Annotated in this window: 16 protein-coding genes; 12 read left to right on the top strand and 4 right to left on the bottom strand. The window is 62.4% G+C overall.

The genetic code is table 11. The features are described 5' to 3' along the window. Positions 1 to 21: 21 nt before the first annotated feature. A complete protein-coding gene (locus AFIDRAFT_RS17010; RefSeq protein ID WP_009340873.1) occupies positions 22 to 1392 on the top strand; it encodes an Nramp family divalent metal transporter in 1371 nt (456 codons plus the stop codon). Between the two features lie 42 nt (positions 1393 to 1434). Here AFIDRAFT_RS17010 and AFIDRAFT_RS17005 read toward each other — a convergent pair whose 3' ends face one another. The 4 genes from AFIDRAFT_RS17005 to hemB form a co-directional block, all read right to left on the bottom strand. Continuing rightward, the gene (locus tag AFIDRAFT_RS17005) at positions 1435 to 2427 is read right to left on the bottom strand and encodes a hypothetical protein (RefSeq protein ID WP_009340871.1); all 993 of its coding nucleotides are present in this window, start codon (positions 2425 to 2427) and stop codon (positions 1435 to 1437) included. A 193-nt stretch (positions 2428 to 2620) separates the two neighbouring features. Then, positions 2621 to 3397 (bottom strand): arginyltransferase, encoded by a 777-nt coding sequence (locus tag AFIDRAFT_RS17000; protein ID WP_009340869.1) that lies wholly within the window; start codon positions 3395 to 3397, stop codon positions 2621 to 2623. Positions 3398 to 3492: 95 nt separating this feature from the next. After that, the gene (locus tag AFIDRAFT_RS16995; protein WP_009340867.1) at positions 3493 to 4032 is read right to left on the bottom strand and encodes an RDD family protein; all 540 of its coding nucleotides are present in this window, start codon (positions 4030 to 4032) and stop codon (positions 3493 to 3495) included. A gap of 107 nt (positions 4033 to 4139) precedes the next feature. Beyond that, entirely contained in the window at positions 4140 to 5207 is a 1068-nt protein-coding gene (hemB, locus tag AFIDRAFT_RS16990; protein ID WP_009340865.1) for a porphobilinogen synthase, read from the bottom strand. Positions 5208 to 5315: 108 nt separating this feature from the next. On the opposite strand from hemB, the gene AFIDRAFT_RS16985 reads away from it, so the two are divergent. From AFIDRAFT_RS16985 to thiL, 11 genes are all read left to right on the top strand, one after another. After that, entirely contained in the window at positions 5316 to 5810 is a 495-nt protein-coding gene (locus AFIDRAFT_RS16985) for a DUF6163 family protein (protein WP_009340863.1), read from the top strand. A gap of 342 nt (positions 5811 to 6152) precedes the next feature. Further along, positions 6153 to 6665 (top strand): transcriptional regulator LdtR, encoded by a 513-nt coding sequence (gene ldtR, locus AFIDRAFT_RS16980; protein WP_009340862.1) that lies wholly within the window; start codon positions 6153 to 6155, stop codon positions 6663 to 6665. A 110-nt stretch (positions 6666 to 6775) separates the two neighbouring features. Further along, on the top strand, positions 6776 to 7366 hold the full coding sequence (locus tag AFIDRAFT_RS16975; RefSeq protein ID WP_245258199.1) for a hypothetical protein: 591 nt from the start codon (positions 6776 to 6778) through the stop codon (positions 7364 to 7366). 47 nt (positions 7367 to 7413) lie between these two features. Then, positions 7414 to 7614, top strand: a complete 201-nt coding sequence (locus AFIDRAFT_RS16970) for a hypothetical protein (protein WP_009340857.1) — start codon at positions 7414 to 7416, stop codon at positions 7612 to 7614. Positions 7615 to 8099: 485 nt separating this feature from the next. Then, positions 8100 to 9401: a serine hydroxymethyltransferase gene (glyA, locus tag AFIDRAFT_RS16965; protein ID WP_009340855.1), complete on the top strand. Its 1302-nt coding sequence runs from the start codon at positions 8100 to 8102 to the stop codon at positions 9399 to 9401. A gap of 24 nt (positions 9402 to 9425) precedes the next feature. After that, positions 9426 to 9902: a transcriptional regulator NrdR gene (gene nrdR, locus AFIDRAFT_RS16960; RefSeq protein ID WP_009340854.1), complete on the top strand. Its 477-nt coding sequence runs from the start codon at positions 9426 to 9428 to the stop codon at positions 9900 to 9902. Next, a complete protein-coding gene (ribD, locus tag AFIDRAFT_RS16955) occupies positions 9899 to 11032 on the top strand; it encodes a bifunctional diaminohydroxyphosphoribosylaminopyrimidine deaminase/5-amino-6-(5-phosphoribosylamino)uracil reductase RibD (RefSeq protein WP_009340852.1) in 1134 nt (377 codons plus the stop codon). Before nrdR ends, ribD begins: the two co-directional genes overlap by 4 nt. A 13-nt stretch (positions 11033 to 11045) precedes the next feature. Next, positions 11046 to 11654, top strand: coding sequence for a riboflavin synthase (locus AFIDRAFT_RS16950; RefSeq protein WP_009340851.1), 609 nt, complete (start codon positions 11046 to 11048; stop codon positions 11652 to 11654). A 65-nt stretch (positions 11655 to 11719) separates the two neighbouring features. Next, a complete protein-coding gene (gene ribH, locus AFIDRAFT_RS16945; RefSeq protein ID WP_009340850.1) occupies positions 11720 to 12211 on the top strand; it encodes a 6,7-dimethyl-8-ribityllumazine synthase in 492 nt (163 codons plus the stop codon). After that, a complete protein-coding gene (gene nusB, locus AFIDRAFT_RS16940; RefSeq protein ID WP_009340849.1) occupies positions 12211 to 12711 on the top strand; it encodes a transcription antitermination factor NusB in 501 nt (166 codons plus the stop codon). Before ribH ends, nusB begins: the two co-directional genes overlap by 1 nt. 3 nt (positions 12712 to 12714) lie before the next feature. Continuing rightward, complete coding sequence (gene thiL, locus AFIDRAFT_RS16935) at positions 12715 to 13686, top strand: thiamine-phosphate kinase (RefSeq protein WP_009340847.1); 972 nt, start codon at positions 12715 to 12717, stop codon at positions 13684 to 13686. The last annotated feature ends 30 nt before the right edge of the window (positions 13687 to 13716 follow it).

Raw genomic sequence — 13716 nt, 5'->3', positions numbered from 1 at the left:
AGATGCGTGGTCATGCATTCTATGGAAATGGATGCACAGGTTAACCCCACGGCGAGACCCGTCGTCGCGGCCGAGAGCGGCTGGCGCGCGCCCAATCGCGAGCCTTCGCTGGCCGATGTGTTCGGCTCGATCAGGGTAAAGCAGGGCGGCTCGTTCTGGGCCAAGCTGGTGGCCTTCCTCGGGCCGGGCTACCTCGTCGCCGTCGGCTACATGGACCCCGGCAACTGGGCGACCTCGCTCGCGGGCGGCTCGAAGTTCGGCTATGCGCTGCTCTCGGTCGCGCTAATCTCCAACATCATGGCGATCATCCTGCAATCGCTGTGTGCGCGGCTCGGCGTCGGCGCGGGGCGCGATCTCGCGCAGGCCTGCCGCGATGCCTACCCGCGATGGGTGGCGTGGCCGCTGTGGCTGTTCGCGGAAATCGCCATCAGCGCCACTGACCTCGCCGAGATTATCGGCACTGCTATCGGCCTCAATCTCCTGTTCGGCATTCCGCTCGAGATCGGCGTGCTGATCACCGCGCTCGATGTGTTCCTGATCCTCGCTCTGCAGGCGCTGGGCTTTCGCTGGGTGGAGGCGTTCGTCGTCGCGTTGCTCGGCGTGATCGCGGCGTGCTTTGCGATCCAGATCGCGCTGGCGAATCCCGACTGGGGTGCGGTGATCCGGGGCTTCGCCCCGACCGTCGAGATCGTGCGTAATCCCGACATGCTCTATCTCGCGCTCGGCATTCTCGGCGCGACGGTGATGCCGCATAATCTCTATCTGCATTCCGGTCTGGTGCAGACGCGCGGCTACGGGCCGACCGAGGCGGACAAGCGCGAGGCGATCAAGCTCTCGACCATCGATTCGACCTTCGCGCTGTGCCTTGCGCTGACCATCAACGCATCGATCCTGATTCTGGCGGCGGCGACTTTCAACGCCGCAGGCAATCACGAGGTCGCTGAGCTCGATCGCGCCCATGCGCTGCTCGCGCCGATGCTGGGCTCGAGCTGGGCGCCGACGCTGTTCGGCGTAGCGTTGTTGTGCTGCGGGTTGAATTCGACGGTGACAGCGACGCTGTCCGGCCAGATCGTGATGGAAGGCTTCATCAACATCCGTATCGCGCCGTGGCTGCGCCGTCTCATCACCCGTGCCATCGCCATCGTGCCGGCGGCGCTGGTGACGATCTGGTATGGCGCGAAAGGCTCAGGCGAGCTTCTGATTTTGAGTCAGGTGGTGCTGAGCCTGCAATTGCCGTTCGCCATCGTGCCGCTGGTGATGTTCACCGGGAGCCGCGCCAAGATGGGCGTGTTCGTGGCGCCCCGCTGGCTGACCGCGGCAGCCGCGGTGACGGCGGTCGTGGTCATCGTGTTGAACGCCAAGCTGGTGTTCGATTTCGTCACGGGGGCGTAGCGAAACCGAACACGACTTGTGCCATGAAGCGCGAGGGCAGCGTCAGCTTGCGAACACCGAAGGCACGCCGAGAATCTTGATCGGGTCGTCGCCTTCCTTCAATCCCATCAGCTTGATGAGGGCAGGGGCGATCTCGTTCCAGCGTTCACGGGCCATTTCCTTGCCCGAGGGAGTCTTGGCCTCGTCGAACAGGCGCTGGAAAACGTAATAGACGATGTGGCCTTCCTCCTGAGGCGTCTTGGCGCCCCAGCGCTTCTTGGCAAGCCCGCGCCATTTGCTGCCATCCGGCACGACCGATTCCGGCACGAATTGCGAGATCAGATCGGCATCATGCGTGAACTTGGCGATGTCGTTTTCCGGCTCGGGATAGACGGTTTCCCAGGCGCCTTTCTTGCCGGCAGCCTTGTCGATCGAGTCACGGAAATACCAATAGCCGGTCGAATGCTCGACGACGGCAGCCTCGATGGTTTCGATTTCCTTGTCCGAATAACCGCCGACCTGCCGCAGCAAGTCGCCTGCCATGACCGCGCCGGTGATATTGTGGATCAGCGCGTGGTTGTTGCCGATTTTAGGATTTGTCAGAACGCTCTCGTCGTTCCAGAAATTCGGCGAATTTTTCAGGAAGCCGGCCTTGCGCAGCCGCACGACCATGTCGCGGGCCTTGGAGAGTTGGTCCGGGTTGGTCAGCACCGATTCTTTCTCTTCCTTGGCGATGTTGTGCAGGATATCGCCGGCGAGAGCCAATCGCTTGTCGGCGGCGGGCATCTTCTGATCGTTTGCCATCCTGTAAACGAATGCGGCGCAGAGCCGGTTGTGGAGGATGTCCTGCGTTGGGTCCTTCACCTGTCGCTCCTCGGTGGCGATCATGACGTCCATCACCTTCTGAAGGTCGGGCGTTTCCTTCAGATAATTTTTCTCCATGCTCAAAAACGGCTCAGGCAGATCGTGCTTATCCTGTGAAGCCGCAAATGCCGGCTGAATGGCGATCAGGCTGAAGGCGACTGTTGCGATCATGCCGGAATGTCGGTTGAACATGTATTGCCCCTTCTTGATGCATCGCCCGGTGAAGGCGATGGGATTCCTCAGGGCGGCATTGAACGCCGATGCGATATAAAAAAACAATAGTTCGCACGCGACGAATGGACGCTCGCCGTGAGGTTGCAAGCATCGTAGTTCATTATGTGAGACGCGAGAGTATTTGATTTACCGCGACTGACCGCGAAGCGGTTTAATCCTGCGGCTCGGATGCGGCCGCGCCGTTGACATCGACGCGCACCCATCCATTCGGCGCAAGCCGCTGCTGCGGCAGGAAGCGGCCCTTGTAACTCATCTTGCTCGATCCATCGATCCAGTAGCCGAGATAGACGTAGGGCAAGCCCATGTTACGGGCGCGGGCGATGTGATCGAGGATCATGAACGTGCCGAGCGAGCGGTCGTGCTCGCCGGGTTCGAAGAACGAATAGACCATCGACAGGCCGTCGCCGAGAATATCGGTCAGCGCGACCGCGACCAGATCTCCGCCCTTGCCGGTAATGCCGGTGTCCGCTGTGCGGCGGCGATATTCGATGATGCTCGTGCTGACGTGGCTGTCTTCCACCATCATCGCATAGTCGAGTACGGTCATGTCTGCCATGCCGCCATCATGGTGGCGCGCATCGAGATAGGCGCGGAACACCGAATATTGTTCGGAGGTCGGAATCGCCTCGCGCATCTCGCCGACGAGATCGGCATTGCGGTGGAGGACCTTGCGCAGGTTACGCGACGGCTGGAACTCGTCGGCAATGACGCGGACCGAAACGCAGGCGCGACAGAGATCGCACGCGGGGCGATAGGCGATCGACTGGCTACGGCGAAACCCGCCATGGGTGAGCAGGTCGTTCAGCTCGCCTGCCTTGTCGCCGACCAGATGGGTGAAAACCTTGCGCTCCTGGAACCCTTCGAGATACGGGCAGGGAGTGGGCGCCGTCAGATAGAATTGCGGCGTATTGCGCGAATGTTGCGTCACGTCAGGCCGTCAACCCCGGATCGTGAGCGGCGGCGGGTTCCGCCGCTCGGTTCGATTCACTGCACAAGCATCGCTCGCATGACCTGACCCGTCAATCAGAACGAACGGCTGGGAGGCATGGTGGCGGCCGTATTCACCAGCACCGTGCCGAGCACGAGATCGTGCAGCAACTGGCCCCGCCGGTTGAAGAAACCAACCAGCACAATCAGTGGCGTGAGGAACGACACGGAAACCCAGTAGGCCACCGCGTGGGCGACGCCCAGCAGGAAGTAGGGCCGCCCGCCATTCAGCATCTCCATATGGATGCCGAGGGTGCGCATGCCGATGGTGGCGGCATGCGGGCCGCCGAGTGACAGCCCGTAATAGAACAGCGCCCAGATAATGGAGAAGGGCGACACCAGCCAGAACAGCGCCCAGCCAAGGCCGAGCGTCACCACGCCGAACAGCAGGATGAAGATCGACACCAGCACGATCGGCACCGACAGCACGAACAGGTCGATCAGGAAGGCGACGAAGCGCCTGGTGAGCACCCCGCTGTAGAGCGCAAGGTCGCTCTGCGCATCGGTAGTGTAGGGGCCGGAATAGGGATTGTTCCGCCAGGCTGCACCGCCGCCCGACCCTTGCGTGTCCGACATTATCGCCTCCGCGCCCCGGAAGCGGGGCTTCCTGCGACATGGCGATACATGTTCCCCGCCGCAAGACGGCGGGTACCCGGATAAACAAAAAGAAATGGAACGGAAAGCTAGCGTGCCGCGCGCAGCTTTTCCGCGGCGAGGGGCGCGAAATAAGTCAGCACGCCGTCGGCGCCGGCGCGCTTGAAGGCGGTGAGGCTTTCCATGATCGCGCGGTCGCCATCGAGCCAGCCGTTGTTCGCCGCTGCCATGAGCATCGCGTACTCGCCCGACACCTGATAGGCGAATGTCGGCATCGCGAAGGCGTCCTTCACGCGGCGCAGGATATCGAGATAGGGGAGGCCGGGCTTCACCATCACCATGTCCGCGCCTTCGGCGATGTCGAGTTCGACTTCGCGCAGTGCCTCGTCGGAATTGGCGGGGTCCATCTGGTAGGTGCGCTTGTCGCCGGTCAGCGCCTTGGCGGAACCGACCGCGTCGCGGAATGGGCCGTAGAAGGCGGAAGCGTATTTCGCGGCATAGGCCATGATCTGTACGTCGAGGTGGCCTGCGGCGTCGAGCGCCTCGCGGATGGCACCGACACGGCCATCCATCATGTCGGAAGGAGCGATGATGTCGCAGCCGGCTTCCGCCTGCACCAGCGCCTGACGCACCAGCACCGCGACGGTCTCGTCGTTCATGATGACGCCATCGTCACGCAACAGGCCGTCATGGCCATGGCTGGTGAATGGATCGAGCGCCACGTCGCACAGTACGCCAAGATCGGGAAATTCCTTCTTGATGGCGCGCACGGTGCGGCACACCAGATTGTCGATGTTCAGCGCCTCGGAGCCGCTCGGATCGCGCAGTGCGGCTTCGGTGTAGGGAAACAGCGCGATGCAGGGGATATCGAGCTTCATGGCGCGCTCGGCGTCGCGCACGCATTGATCGACGGAAAGGCGTTCGACGCCCGGCATCGAGGCGACCGCCTCACGCTTGTTATGACCATCGGCGACGAACAGGGGCCAGATCAGGTCGTTGGTGGTCAGCGTGTTCTCGCGGACGAGGCGGCGCGCCCATTCGGTCTTGCGGTTGCGGCGCAGGCGCGTGGTGAGATGCAGCGCCGTTGCGGGGGCGCTTACGTCGGCGCGGGGCGGGGTGTCGCGGGATTCGATCGGTCGTCCGAATTTGATCGCCATATAGAAGTCTCCTGCGGCCAGATTTAGCATTCCCGCTCGGCTACGTCATCGTGAAGCCTGCGAATATCTGGATTGATTTTATCGCGGCGAACGACCAAAGCTGTCGCGATGAACGACGATTTCGAGCAGCCCTCGCGGAAAATCCATATGGTGCGGGTCAGCGATCCCGCCCGGCAGGATCAGCATGGCGGTCTGACCTCGCTCGCGAGTGAGGTCGAAACCGGCGAAACCACATGGACCGCGCGCCTCATCATGTTCCTGCGCGCGATGGCCGTGATCGCGATGGTGATGGGCCTTTACAACTGGGCGCAGATCACAGGGTTCCTCGGCGGGCAGGATGGCGCGTTCGAAGTGCAGACGATGCAGTGGCAGGCGGCCACCGTTTATTTTGCGGTAATCGAACTCGTCGCGGCGGTCGGGCTGTGGCTTGCGACGCCGTGGGGCGCGGTGGTGTGGCTCACCACCGTTGTATCGCTCGCGGTGGTCGAGATCATGTTTCCATCGATCTATGGCGGGCACTTTCTCGTTGTGCTGTTCGCGGCGGTGCTGCTCGCGGCCTATCTCGCATTGGCGTGGATGGCGGCGCGCGAGCGGCCGCCATAGGCGCAGAGCATTTTCGATGTTTTCTTTTCGAGGCCGCATTTTCCGATGCGGCCTTTTTTCGATCCCGGTTTCGATGATTGACGAAACCTTTCCGGTTTCCGGCGCCTTCGCTTCAGAATGCGACAGATTGTGGAGCGAAGCGTGAACAGGGGGCCCCATTCCTGAATCAAATATTACAAAAGCGGCTGAAAACACTGGCTAAATCAAACGTTTACTCAATCAAATAAACCTTCTCTTTATTGTGTTTTTTAGGCTCATCTTCAAACGCGGCCCCTAAGTTGCGGTCATCAGGCGGGACAAAAGTTTCGTCGAATAAGTCGTAAAAACGACAGGGGAAGTGTCATGATGAAATCCGCAGCCAAGGCGGTCACGCCTGCCGCGAACGAAACGTCGGCGCCGGTTCAGCCGCTGTATCTCGAAGCTCTCACGCTCGTCGAACGTCTGCATCGTCGTTTGCTCGACGTCATCAAGGACGAATTCGATCGTCGTGGCCGCTCCGACATCAATTCGGTGCAGGCGCTGCTGCTCTACAATATCGGCGACAAGGAATTGACCGCCGGTGAGCTGCGTACGCGTGGCTATTACCTTGGCTCGAACGTCTCGTACAATCTGAAGAAGCTCGTCGAGATGGGCTTCCTCGATCACCAGCGTTCGCGCGTTGATCGCCGCTCGGTCCGCATCAGCCTGACCGAACAGGGCCAGGAAATCCGCCACATCGTCGACGCGCTGTATCAGAAGCACGTCAAGACGGTGGAGCAGGTCGGCGGCATCTCGAACGATGAGTTCGCGACGCTGAACAAGTCGCTGCATCGCCTCGAGCGCTTCTGGACCGACCAGATCCTGTACCGCCTTTGATCTGAATCAATTTCAGGGTGGCGTGAAGGCGCACGGAAGGGCTCACGTCCTTCAAGTGCTCCGGCGGCAAGCCGGTCACGCGCTACCTGACCTTTGCTCGTAAAGCCGGATTGCCCTCCGGTTGGAACGGCCTTCTCGCGAGAGGAGGCCGTTTTCTTTTTGATCTCGCCGGTGTAGCCCTGTGCGCCGGAGGGATCATGAACAGAATCCAGATCGGCGTCATCGCCACGGCCATATTCCTGGGCGTTTTGATCTTCGGATTGACGCGGCAGTCTTACGACAAGCACGACCTGCTGGGCGTTATTCCGGGCATGACGCACAAGCAAGCGGAGTCGGTTGGCAAGGCGCGGAAATGGGGCTGTCAGGATCAGCCGGCGACGCGCGAGTTCGTTTGCGCGACGGGGCGCGGCAGGCTGTCCATGGAATATCTGCCGGACGGTGATCAGAAGGTGGCGCGTGCCACGCTTCGGCTGTCGGATGCGAAGGGGTCCGCGCAATCGCTGGCGGACGACATATCGGAGCAATACAGGAAGAAGCCGGTCAGTGTCGAAGGGCAGGAGCCCGCCATGACATTCACATGGGACCTGGACGACGGCCTCAAACTGCAAATGCGCAAGAGCGCGGAGGCGACCGATATCTCCATCAGCAGTGACGATCTGCAAAAGCGGCGGGACAACGAGAAGCCGGATAACGCGAAGTGACCACCTTTTCCTTGGTCATGCCCGCGAGACGCTGTTAAAGGTGGCCGATGTCAAAGCAACGATTAGAAATCAAGATCGACGGCCGCGGCGAGTCCAGCACGGTCCAGGAGTGGCAATGGTCGCTGATGCTCGGCGCCACACGGCTTGACGGCGGCACCGTGTTCGGTGCCCGCGCACAAGCGATGGAGGCTGGCGAACGCGCCAAGCGGCGCTATCTCGTCAGCGGCAAGGCGGCGAAGCCTTCCTGAGCCGGGGCTGCCGGACAGGCTCTGGGGCGAGAATCGGTTCGTAAACGAGTCCTGAATCGACCGGCCGCACTTTCAAAAATAAAGCCCGGGACTCTTGTCCGGACTCTTTCCATCATCGGCTCATGAAACAGCCGATTCTGAAAACCGACCGTGATCGCGTGGGCGTCCTCCTGACGCTGATCCTGCTTGTGGCGTGTTCGCTGAACCTGATCGTGTTCTGCACCCGCCTGTAGGCGGGAAGTCTCTCGGCGGTATTTCCGTCCGGTATCTGCCTCGAAATGATGTTCCAGTTCAGTTGGTTGCGGGTGGCCGGGATTCCGGCGTTCCGCGCCGGTGGCGGCCCCGCTATCTTTTTAGCATATAGCCCCTTCCGCCGCCCAAACTTGGCCCTCGGGACCACATATGGTATGCCCGCAGCGCTTTCTTTCGCTTTCATTCTCACCTGACCGCGCCGCCCGGCGGCCGCGGTGGAGATCATTCTTCCAATGTCGTCTTCCGCGAAAACCGCTTCCGCTCCAAACACCTTCTTCACCGCCACGCTCGGCCAGGCTGATTCCGAGATCGCCGATGCCATCAAGGGCGAACTCGGCCGCCAGCAGCATGAGATCGAGCTGATCGCGTCCGAAAATATCGTCAGCCGCGCCGTGCTCGAGGCGCAGGGCTCGGTGCTCACCAACAAGTACGCGGAAGGCTATCCGGGCAAGCGCTATTACGGCGGCTGCGAATGGGTCGACGTGGTGGAAACGCTGGCGATCGAGCGCGCCAAGAAGCTGTTCGGCGCGAACTTCGCCAACGTGCAGCCGAACTCCGGCAGCCAGATGAACCAGGCGGTGTTCCTGGCGTTGTTGCAGCCCGGCGATACCTTCATGGGCCTCGATCTTGCCGCGGGTGGCCATCTCACCCACGGTGCGCCGGTGAACATGTCGGGCAAGTGGTTCACGCCGAAGCACTACACCGTGCGGCGCGAGGATCAGCTCATCGATATGGATGCGGTCGCAAAGCAGGCGCAGGAAGTGAAGCCGAAGCTCATCATCGCGGGCGGCTCGGCCTATTCGCGGGCGTGGGACTTCAAGCGCTTCCGCGAGATCGCCGACAGCGTCGGCGCGTATTTCATGGTGGACATGGCGCACTTCGCGGGCCTCGTGGCGGGTGGGGTGCATGCCTCGCCGGTGCCGCACGCCCACGTCACCACCACCACCACGCACAAGTCGCTGCGCGGCCCGCGTGGCGGCCTGATCCTCACCAACGACGAGGAGATCGCCAAGAAGATCAATTCGGCGATCTTCCCCGGCCTGCAGGGCGGCCCGCTGATGCATGTCATCGCCGCCAAGGCGGTGGCGTTCAAGGAAGCGCTGCAGCCGGACTTCAAGGTTTACGCGAAGAACGTCGTCGAAAACGCGAAGGCGCTTGCGGAATCGCTGCGCGGCCACGGCTTCGAGATCGTCTCGGGCGGCACCGACAATCACCTGATGCTGGTCGACCTTCGCCCGAAGGGCCTGAAGGGCAACATCTCGGAGCGCGCGCTGGTGCGCTCGGGCCTGACCTGCAACAAAAACGGTATCCCGTTCGACCCCGAGAAGCCGTTCGTGACCTCGGGCCTGCGCCTCGGCACGCCTGCGACCACCACGCGCGGTTTCGGCGTCGCCGAATTCAAGCAGGTCGGTGCGTTGATCGCCGAAGTGCTCAACGCGGTTGCGCAGTCGCCGGATGGTGCCGCGCCGGGCGTCGAGGAGCAGGTAAAGAAGCGGGTGCGTGAACTGACCGATCGTTTCCCGATCTATTCGTAATCAAACGCGAGAGGCGGCCTACGTATGCGTTGCCCAAGCTGCAGCAGTCTCGATACGCAGGTGAAGGATTCACGGCCCACGGAGGATTCCTCCGTGATCCGCCGCCGCCGCGTGTGCCTCGCGTGCAATTTCCGCTTCACGACGTTCGAGCGCGTGCAGTTGCGCGAACTCACCGTCATCAAGCGCAACGGGCGGAGGGTGCCGTTCGACCGCGACAAGCTGGTGCGTTCGCTGCAGATCAGTTTGCGCAAGCGCCCGGTCGATCCTGAGCGGGTCGAGAAGATGGTGTCCACCATCGTGCGGGAGCTTGAAAGCGGCGGCGAGGCGGAAGTCTCATCGGAGGCGATTGGCGAAATCGTAATGGAACATCTGCGTCAGCTCGACGACGTCGCCTATGTGCGCTTCGCCTCGGTCTATCGCGATTTCCGCGAGGCGAAGGATTTCGAGGCCGTGCTCGGCGAATTGTCGGACGAAGGTGTGCCGGCGAACGTGCGAAAATGACCGCCGGCGCCTCGGCGGCCTTCACTCCGGAAGACCATCGCTTCATGCAGCTTGCGCTCGCGCTCGGACGGCGCGGGCAGGGGCGAACCTGGCCCAATCCCGCTGTGGGCGCGGTCGTGGTGAAGGACGGCGTCATTCTCGGGCGCGGCTGGACGCAGCCCGGCGGCCGTCCACACGCCGAGCCGGTCGCCTTGCAGCGCGCGGGCAAAGCGGCCAAGGGTGCGACGCTCTATGTGACGCTGGAGCCATGCTCGCATCATGGCAAGTCGCCGCCCTGCGCAGACGCCATCATCGCAGCCGGAATCGCGCGCGTAATGTCTGCGATCGAAGATCCCAATCCGGAAGTGGCGGGGCAGGGCCATGCGCGGCTTCGCGACGCGGGCATTCAGGTCGATGTCGGGCTGTATCGCGACGAGGCTGCGCGCGCCCACGCGGGGCATTTTCTGCGCGTGCGCGAGCAGCGCCCTCATGTGACGCTGAAACTCGCCGTTTCCGCCGATGGCAGGATCGCCGCCGCGGGACATAAGCCGGTTCAGATCACTGGCGAGGCCGCGAACGCGCGGGTGCATCTGTTGCGCGCGCAGAACGATGCGATTCTGATCGGGATCGGCACCGCAATGGCGGATGACCCAATGCTGACCTGCCGCTTGCCGGGGATGGAAGCCTGCTCGCCGGTGCGCGTGGTGCTCGACCGCGCGTTGCGGCTTTCGGGCAATAGCCGCCTGATCCATTCCGCGCGCGCCACGCCGTTGTGGCTAATCGCTTCCGAGACGGCGGAAGCCGCCGCTGCGACAAAGCTCGGCGCCGCCGGTGCCCATGTGTTTCATCTGGCCGTAGACGATCACCAGGTGGGGCTCGATCTTGAGGCCGTGTTGCATACATTGTCGGCGCAAGGGATCACGCGGCTGCTGGTCGAGGGTGGCGCGAAGGTGGCATCGTCTTTCCTGAAAGCCGGTCTGGTGGATGAGTTCTGGCTGTTTCAGGGCATGAAAAACATCGGCAGCGATGGCTTGGCCGCGCTGGATGGGCAGCAGTTGGAAACGGCTATTGCGTCCGGCTGGCTTGCGGATGAAACGGAAAGGTTCGGAGACGACAGGCTGACGGTTTATCGTCGCGCCGGCTCCGTCTGAAAGAGTGTTGTTCATGTTCACAGGCATCATCACCGAAATCGGCGATATCCTCTCCATCAAGCCCAGCGCGCAGGGGCAGTTGCATCGTCTGCGGATCGGTTGCGCTTACGATCAGACAACCATAGCCGATGGCGCATCCATTGCGTGCAATGGCGTCTGCCTGACGGTGGTGCGTTCCGGTGTCGAGGCAGGGCGAACATGGTTCGAGGTCGATGCGGCGGCGGAGACGCTACGCATGACCAGCGCGAAGAACTGGCGCGAGGGCGGACGGCTCAATCTCGAACGCGCGCTGAAGATCGGCGACGAACTCGGCGGTCACATCGTCTCCGGTCATGTCGACGGCATCGCCACCATTGTTGTGCGCGAAAACCTGCCGGACATGGCGTGTTTTGAGCTGCGTGCACCGCGTGAATTGGCGAAATTCATCGCGGCGAAGGGATCGGTGACGCTCGATGGCGTTTCATTGACCGTGAACAAGGCGGTTGAGGATATTTTCTCGGTGCTCATCATCCCGCACACCCTGCAGGTGACGACGCTTCAGGGCTGGCAGGTGGGCAGCGAGGTCAACCTCGAAATCGACGTCATGGCCCGCTACGCAGCGCGTCTTTCGGAGATGCGATAGCCGCTTGCTTTATGTGCCACGGCGACTACAACCCCTTGCAAATATTCACTTTGACGGACTGATCGATGGCCACCCCCCGCCGAGCTCAATTGGACGACAAGACCGACATCAGCGACGCCCGCGTGGTGATCGTCGAGGCGCGGTTCTACGATGATATTCAGGATGCGCTGCTCGAAGGCGCGCGGGTCGAACTCGATGCCGCCGGTGTCGGCTACGATATTCTCAGCGTGCCGGGCGCGCTGGAAATTCCCGCCGCGATTGCGATCGCGCTCGATGCCGCGAAGAAGAACGGTCGCCCCTATGACGGCGCGGTGGCACTTGGCTGCGTGATCCGTGGCGACACTATCCATTTCGAGATCGTGTCGATGGAATCTTCGCGCGGCCTGATGGACCTGTCAGTGTCTCGCAGCGTGCCGCTCGGCAACGGCATCATCACCGTGAACAACGAGGAGCAGGCGTGGGAACGCGCCCGTGCCAACAAGCTCAACAAGGGTGGCGACGCCGCGCGCGCCGCGATCCAGATGATCCGCATCAAGCGCAAGCTGGCGAAGCCGTGATGGCCAAACCTCCTAAAATAGCGGCTCCGAAAGGCACTGAAGGCAAGGCGAACCGGCGCGGGGCTGCGCGGCTCGCGGCCGTGCAGGCGCTGTACCAGATGGACATCGCAGGCGCCGGCATCAACGATATCTTCGCTGAGTTTGAAAGCCACTGGCTCGGCAACGAGGTCGAGGGCGACGAATATCTGCCGGCGGAAGCCGCATTCTTCCGCGATGTCGTGTCCGGCGTGGTCCGCGATCAGGGCAAGATCGATCCGATGCTGGACGAGGCGCTTACGCGCGGCTGGCCACTGAAGCGGATCGAGGCGATCCTGCGCGCGACGTTGCGTGCTGGCGCATATGAGTTGGGCCACCGCAAGGACGTTCCGGCGCGCGTCGTCATCAAGGAATATGTCGATGTCGCGCATGCCTTTGTCGAAGCCGACGAGGCGGGGATGGTGAATGCCGTGCTCGACCAGATCGCGCGGCAGTTCCGCACGGATGAATTCGCGAAAGGCTAGGGAATGGCCTCGGCGGAAGACGATCTCATCGCCCGTTACTTTCGCCCGCTCGCAACCCATGCAGGCGCGCTGGGGCTGATCGACGATGCCGCGATCCTCGCGGCCTCGGGCGAGGATATCGTCATCACCACCGACGCCATCGTCGAGGGCGTCCACTTCCTGCCCAACGATCCGCCTGCCACGCTCGCGCAGAAGGCGTTGCGGGTGAACCTGTCCGATCTCGCGGCGAAGGGAGCGGCGCCCGCCGGTTTCGTGCTGACGCTGGCGTTGCGCGATGTCCGCGAGGCATGGCTTGAGCCTTTCGTGGAAGCCCTTGGTGAAGATGCGGTGGCGTTCGGCTGTCCGCTGCTCGGCGGCGACACCGTTTCCACGCCGGGACCGCTGATGATCTCGGTGACGATCTTCGGCAAGCTGCCCGCGGGCACCATGGTGCGCCGTGATGGCGCGAAGCTCGGCGATATCATCGTTGTGACGGGCACCATAGGCGACGCCGCGCTTGGTCTCGCCTGTCTCAAGGGTAAGAAACTGCTCGACGATGCATCGGCCTGCGACGCATTGGTGGCGCGCTACCGGATACCGCAGCCGCGCAACGCGCTGGCGGAAGCCATCCGCACGCACGCCAATGCCGCGATGGATATTTCGGATGGGCTTGCGGGCGATCTCGCCAAGCTTTGCGCGGCGTCAAAAGTATCGGCCACGGTGGAGGCGTCCACGATACCGTTCTCCGATCCGGCGCGGCGGATTCTATCGGCTGGCACGGCAGGCGTGGAGACGTTGATCGCAGGCGGCGACGATTACGAGGTTCTCTGCACCATTCCGGAGAATCGCTGGGCCTCGTTCCGCGAGGCAGCCGGGCGTGCGGCCGTTGCGGTGGCTGCGATCGGTCGCATGCAAAACGGGACTTCGGCTCCGGTTTTTCTCGACGCGTCGGGTATGCCGATGCCACTGAAGCGCTTGTCTTACAGCCATTTCTAGAATTGGTGCATTGCACCTAAAGGATTAGGC

The sequence above is a fragment of the Afipia sp. 1NLS2 genome, assembly GCF_000178995.1.
In the GTDB taxonomy this organism is placed as follows: domain Bacteria; phylum Pseudomonadota; class Alphaproteobacteria; order Rhizobiales; family Xanthobacteraceae; genus Afipia.
Note: the sequence above shows the minus strand (reverse complement) of the source record. Positions and strands in the feature narration are given on the sequence as shown.

Excerpts from the sequence above, each read along its gene's own strand:
- nrdR (WP_009340854.1), top strand. The coding sequence starts at position 9,426 with ATGCGTTGCCCAAGCTGCAGCAGTCTCGATACGCAGGTGAAGGATTCA.
- AFIDRAFT_RS17005 (WP_009340871.1), bottom strand. The coding sequence starts at position 2,427 with ATGTTCAACCGACATTCCGGCATGATCGCAACAGTCGCCTTCAGCCTG.
- AFIDRAFT_RS16985 (WP_009340863.1), top strand. The coding sequence starts at position 5,316 with ATGAACGACGATTTCGAGCAGCCCTCGCGGAAAATCCATATGGTGCGG.
- glyA (WP_009340855.1), top strand. The coding sequence starts at position 8,100 with ATGTCGTCTTCCGCGAAAACCGCTTCCGCTCCAAACACCTTCTTCACC.
- AFIDRAFT_RS17010 (WP_009340873.1), top strand. The coding sequence starts at position 22 with ATGGAAATGGATGCACAGGTTAACCCCACGGCGAGACCCGTCGTCGCG.
- nusB (WP_009340849.1), top strand. The coding sequence starts at position 12,211 with ATGGCCAAACCTCCTAAAATAGCGGCTCCGAAAGGCACTGAAGGCAAG.
- AFIDRAFT_RS16970 (WP_009340857.1), top strand. The coding sequence starts at position 7,414 with ATGTCAAAGCAACGATTAGAAATCAAGATCGACGGCCGCGGCGAGTCC.
- AFIDRAFT_RS16995 (WP_009340867.1), bottom strand. The coding sequence starts at position 4,032 with ATGTCGGACACGCAAGGGTCGGGCGGCGGTGCAGCCTGGCGGAACAAT.
- ribD (WP_009340852.1), top strand. The coding sequence starts at position 9,899 with ATGACCGCCGGCGCCTCGGCGGCCTTCACTCCGGAAGACCATCGCTTC.
- thiL (WP_009340847.1), top strand. The coding sequence starts at position 12,715 with ATGGCCTCGGCGGAAGACGATCTCATCGCCCGTTACTTTCGCCCGCTC.
- ldtR (WP_009340862.1), top strand. The coding sequence starts at position 6,153 with ATGATGAAATCCGCAGCCAAGGCGGTCACGCCTGCCGCGAACGAAACG.
- ribH (WP_009340850.1), top strand. The coding sequence starts at position 11,720 with ATGGCCACCCCCCGCCGAGCTCAATTGGACGACAAGACCGACATCAGC.
- hemB (WP_009340865.1), bottom strand. The coding sequence starts at position 5,207 with ATGGCGATCAAATTCGGACGACCGATCGAATCCCGCGACACCCCGCCC.
- AFIDRAFT_RS16950 (WP_009340851.1), top strand. The coding sequence starts at position 11,046 with ATGTTCACAGGCATCATCACCGAAATCGGCGATATCCTCTCCATCAAG.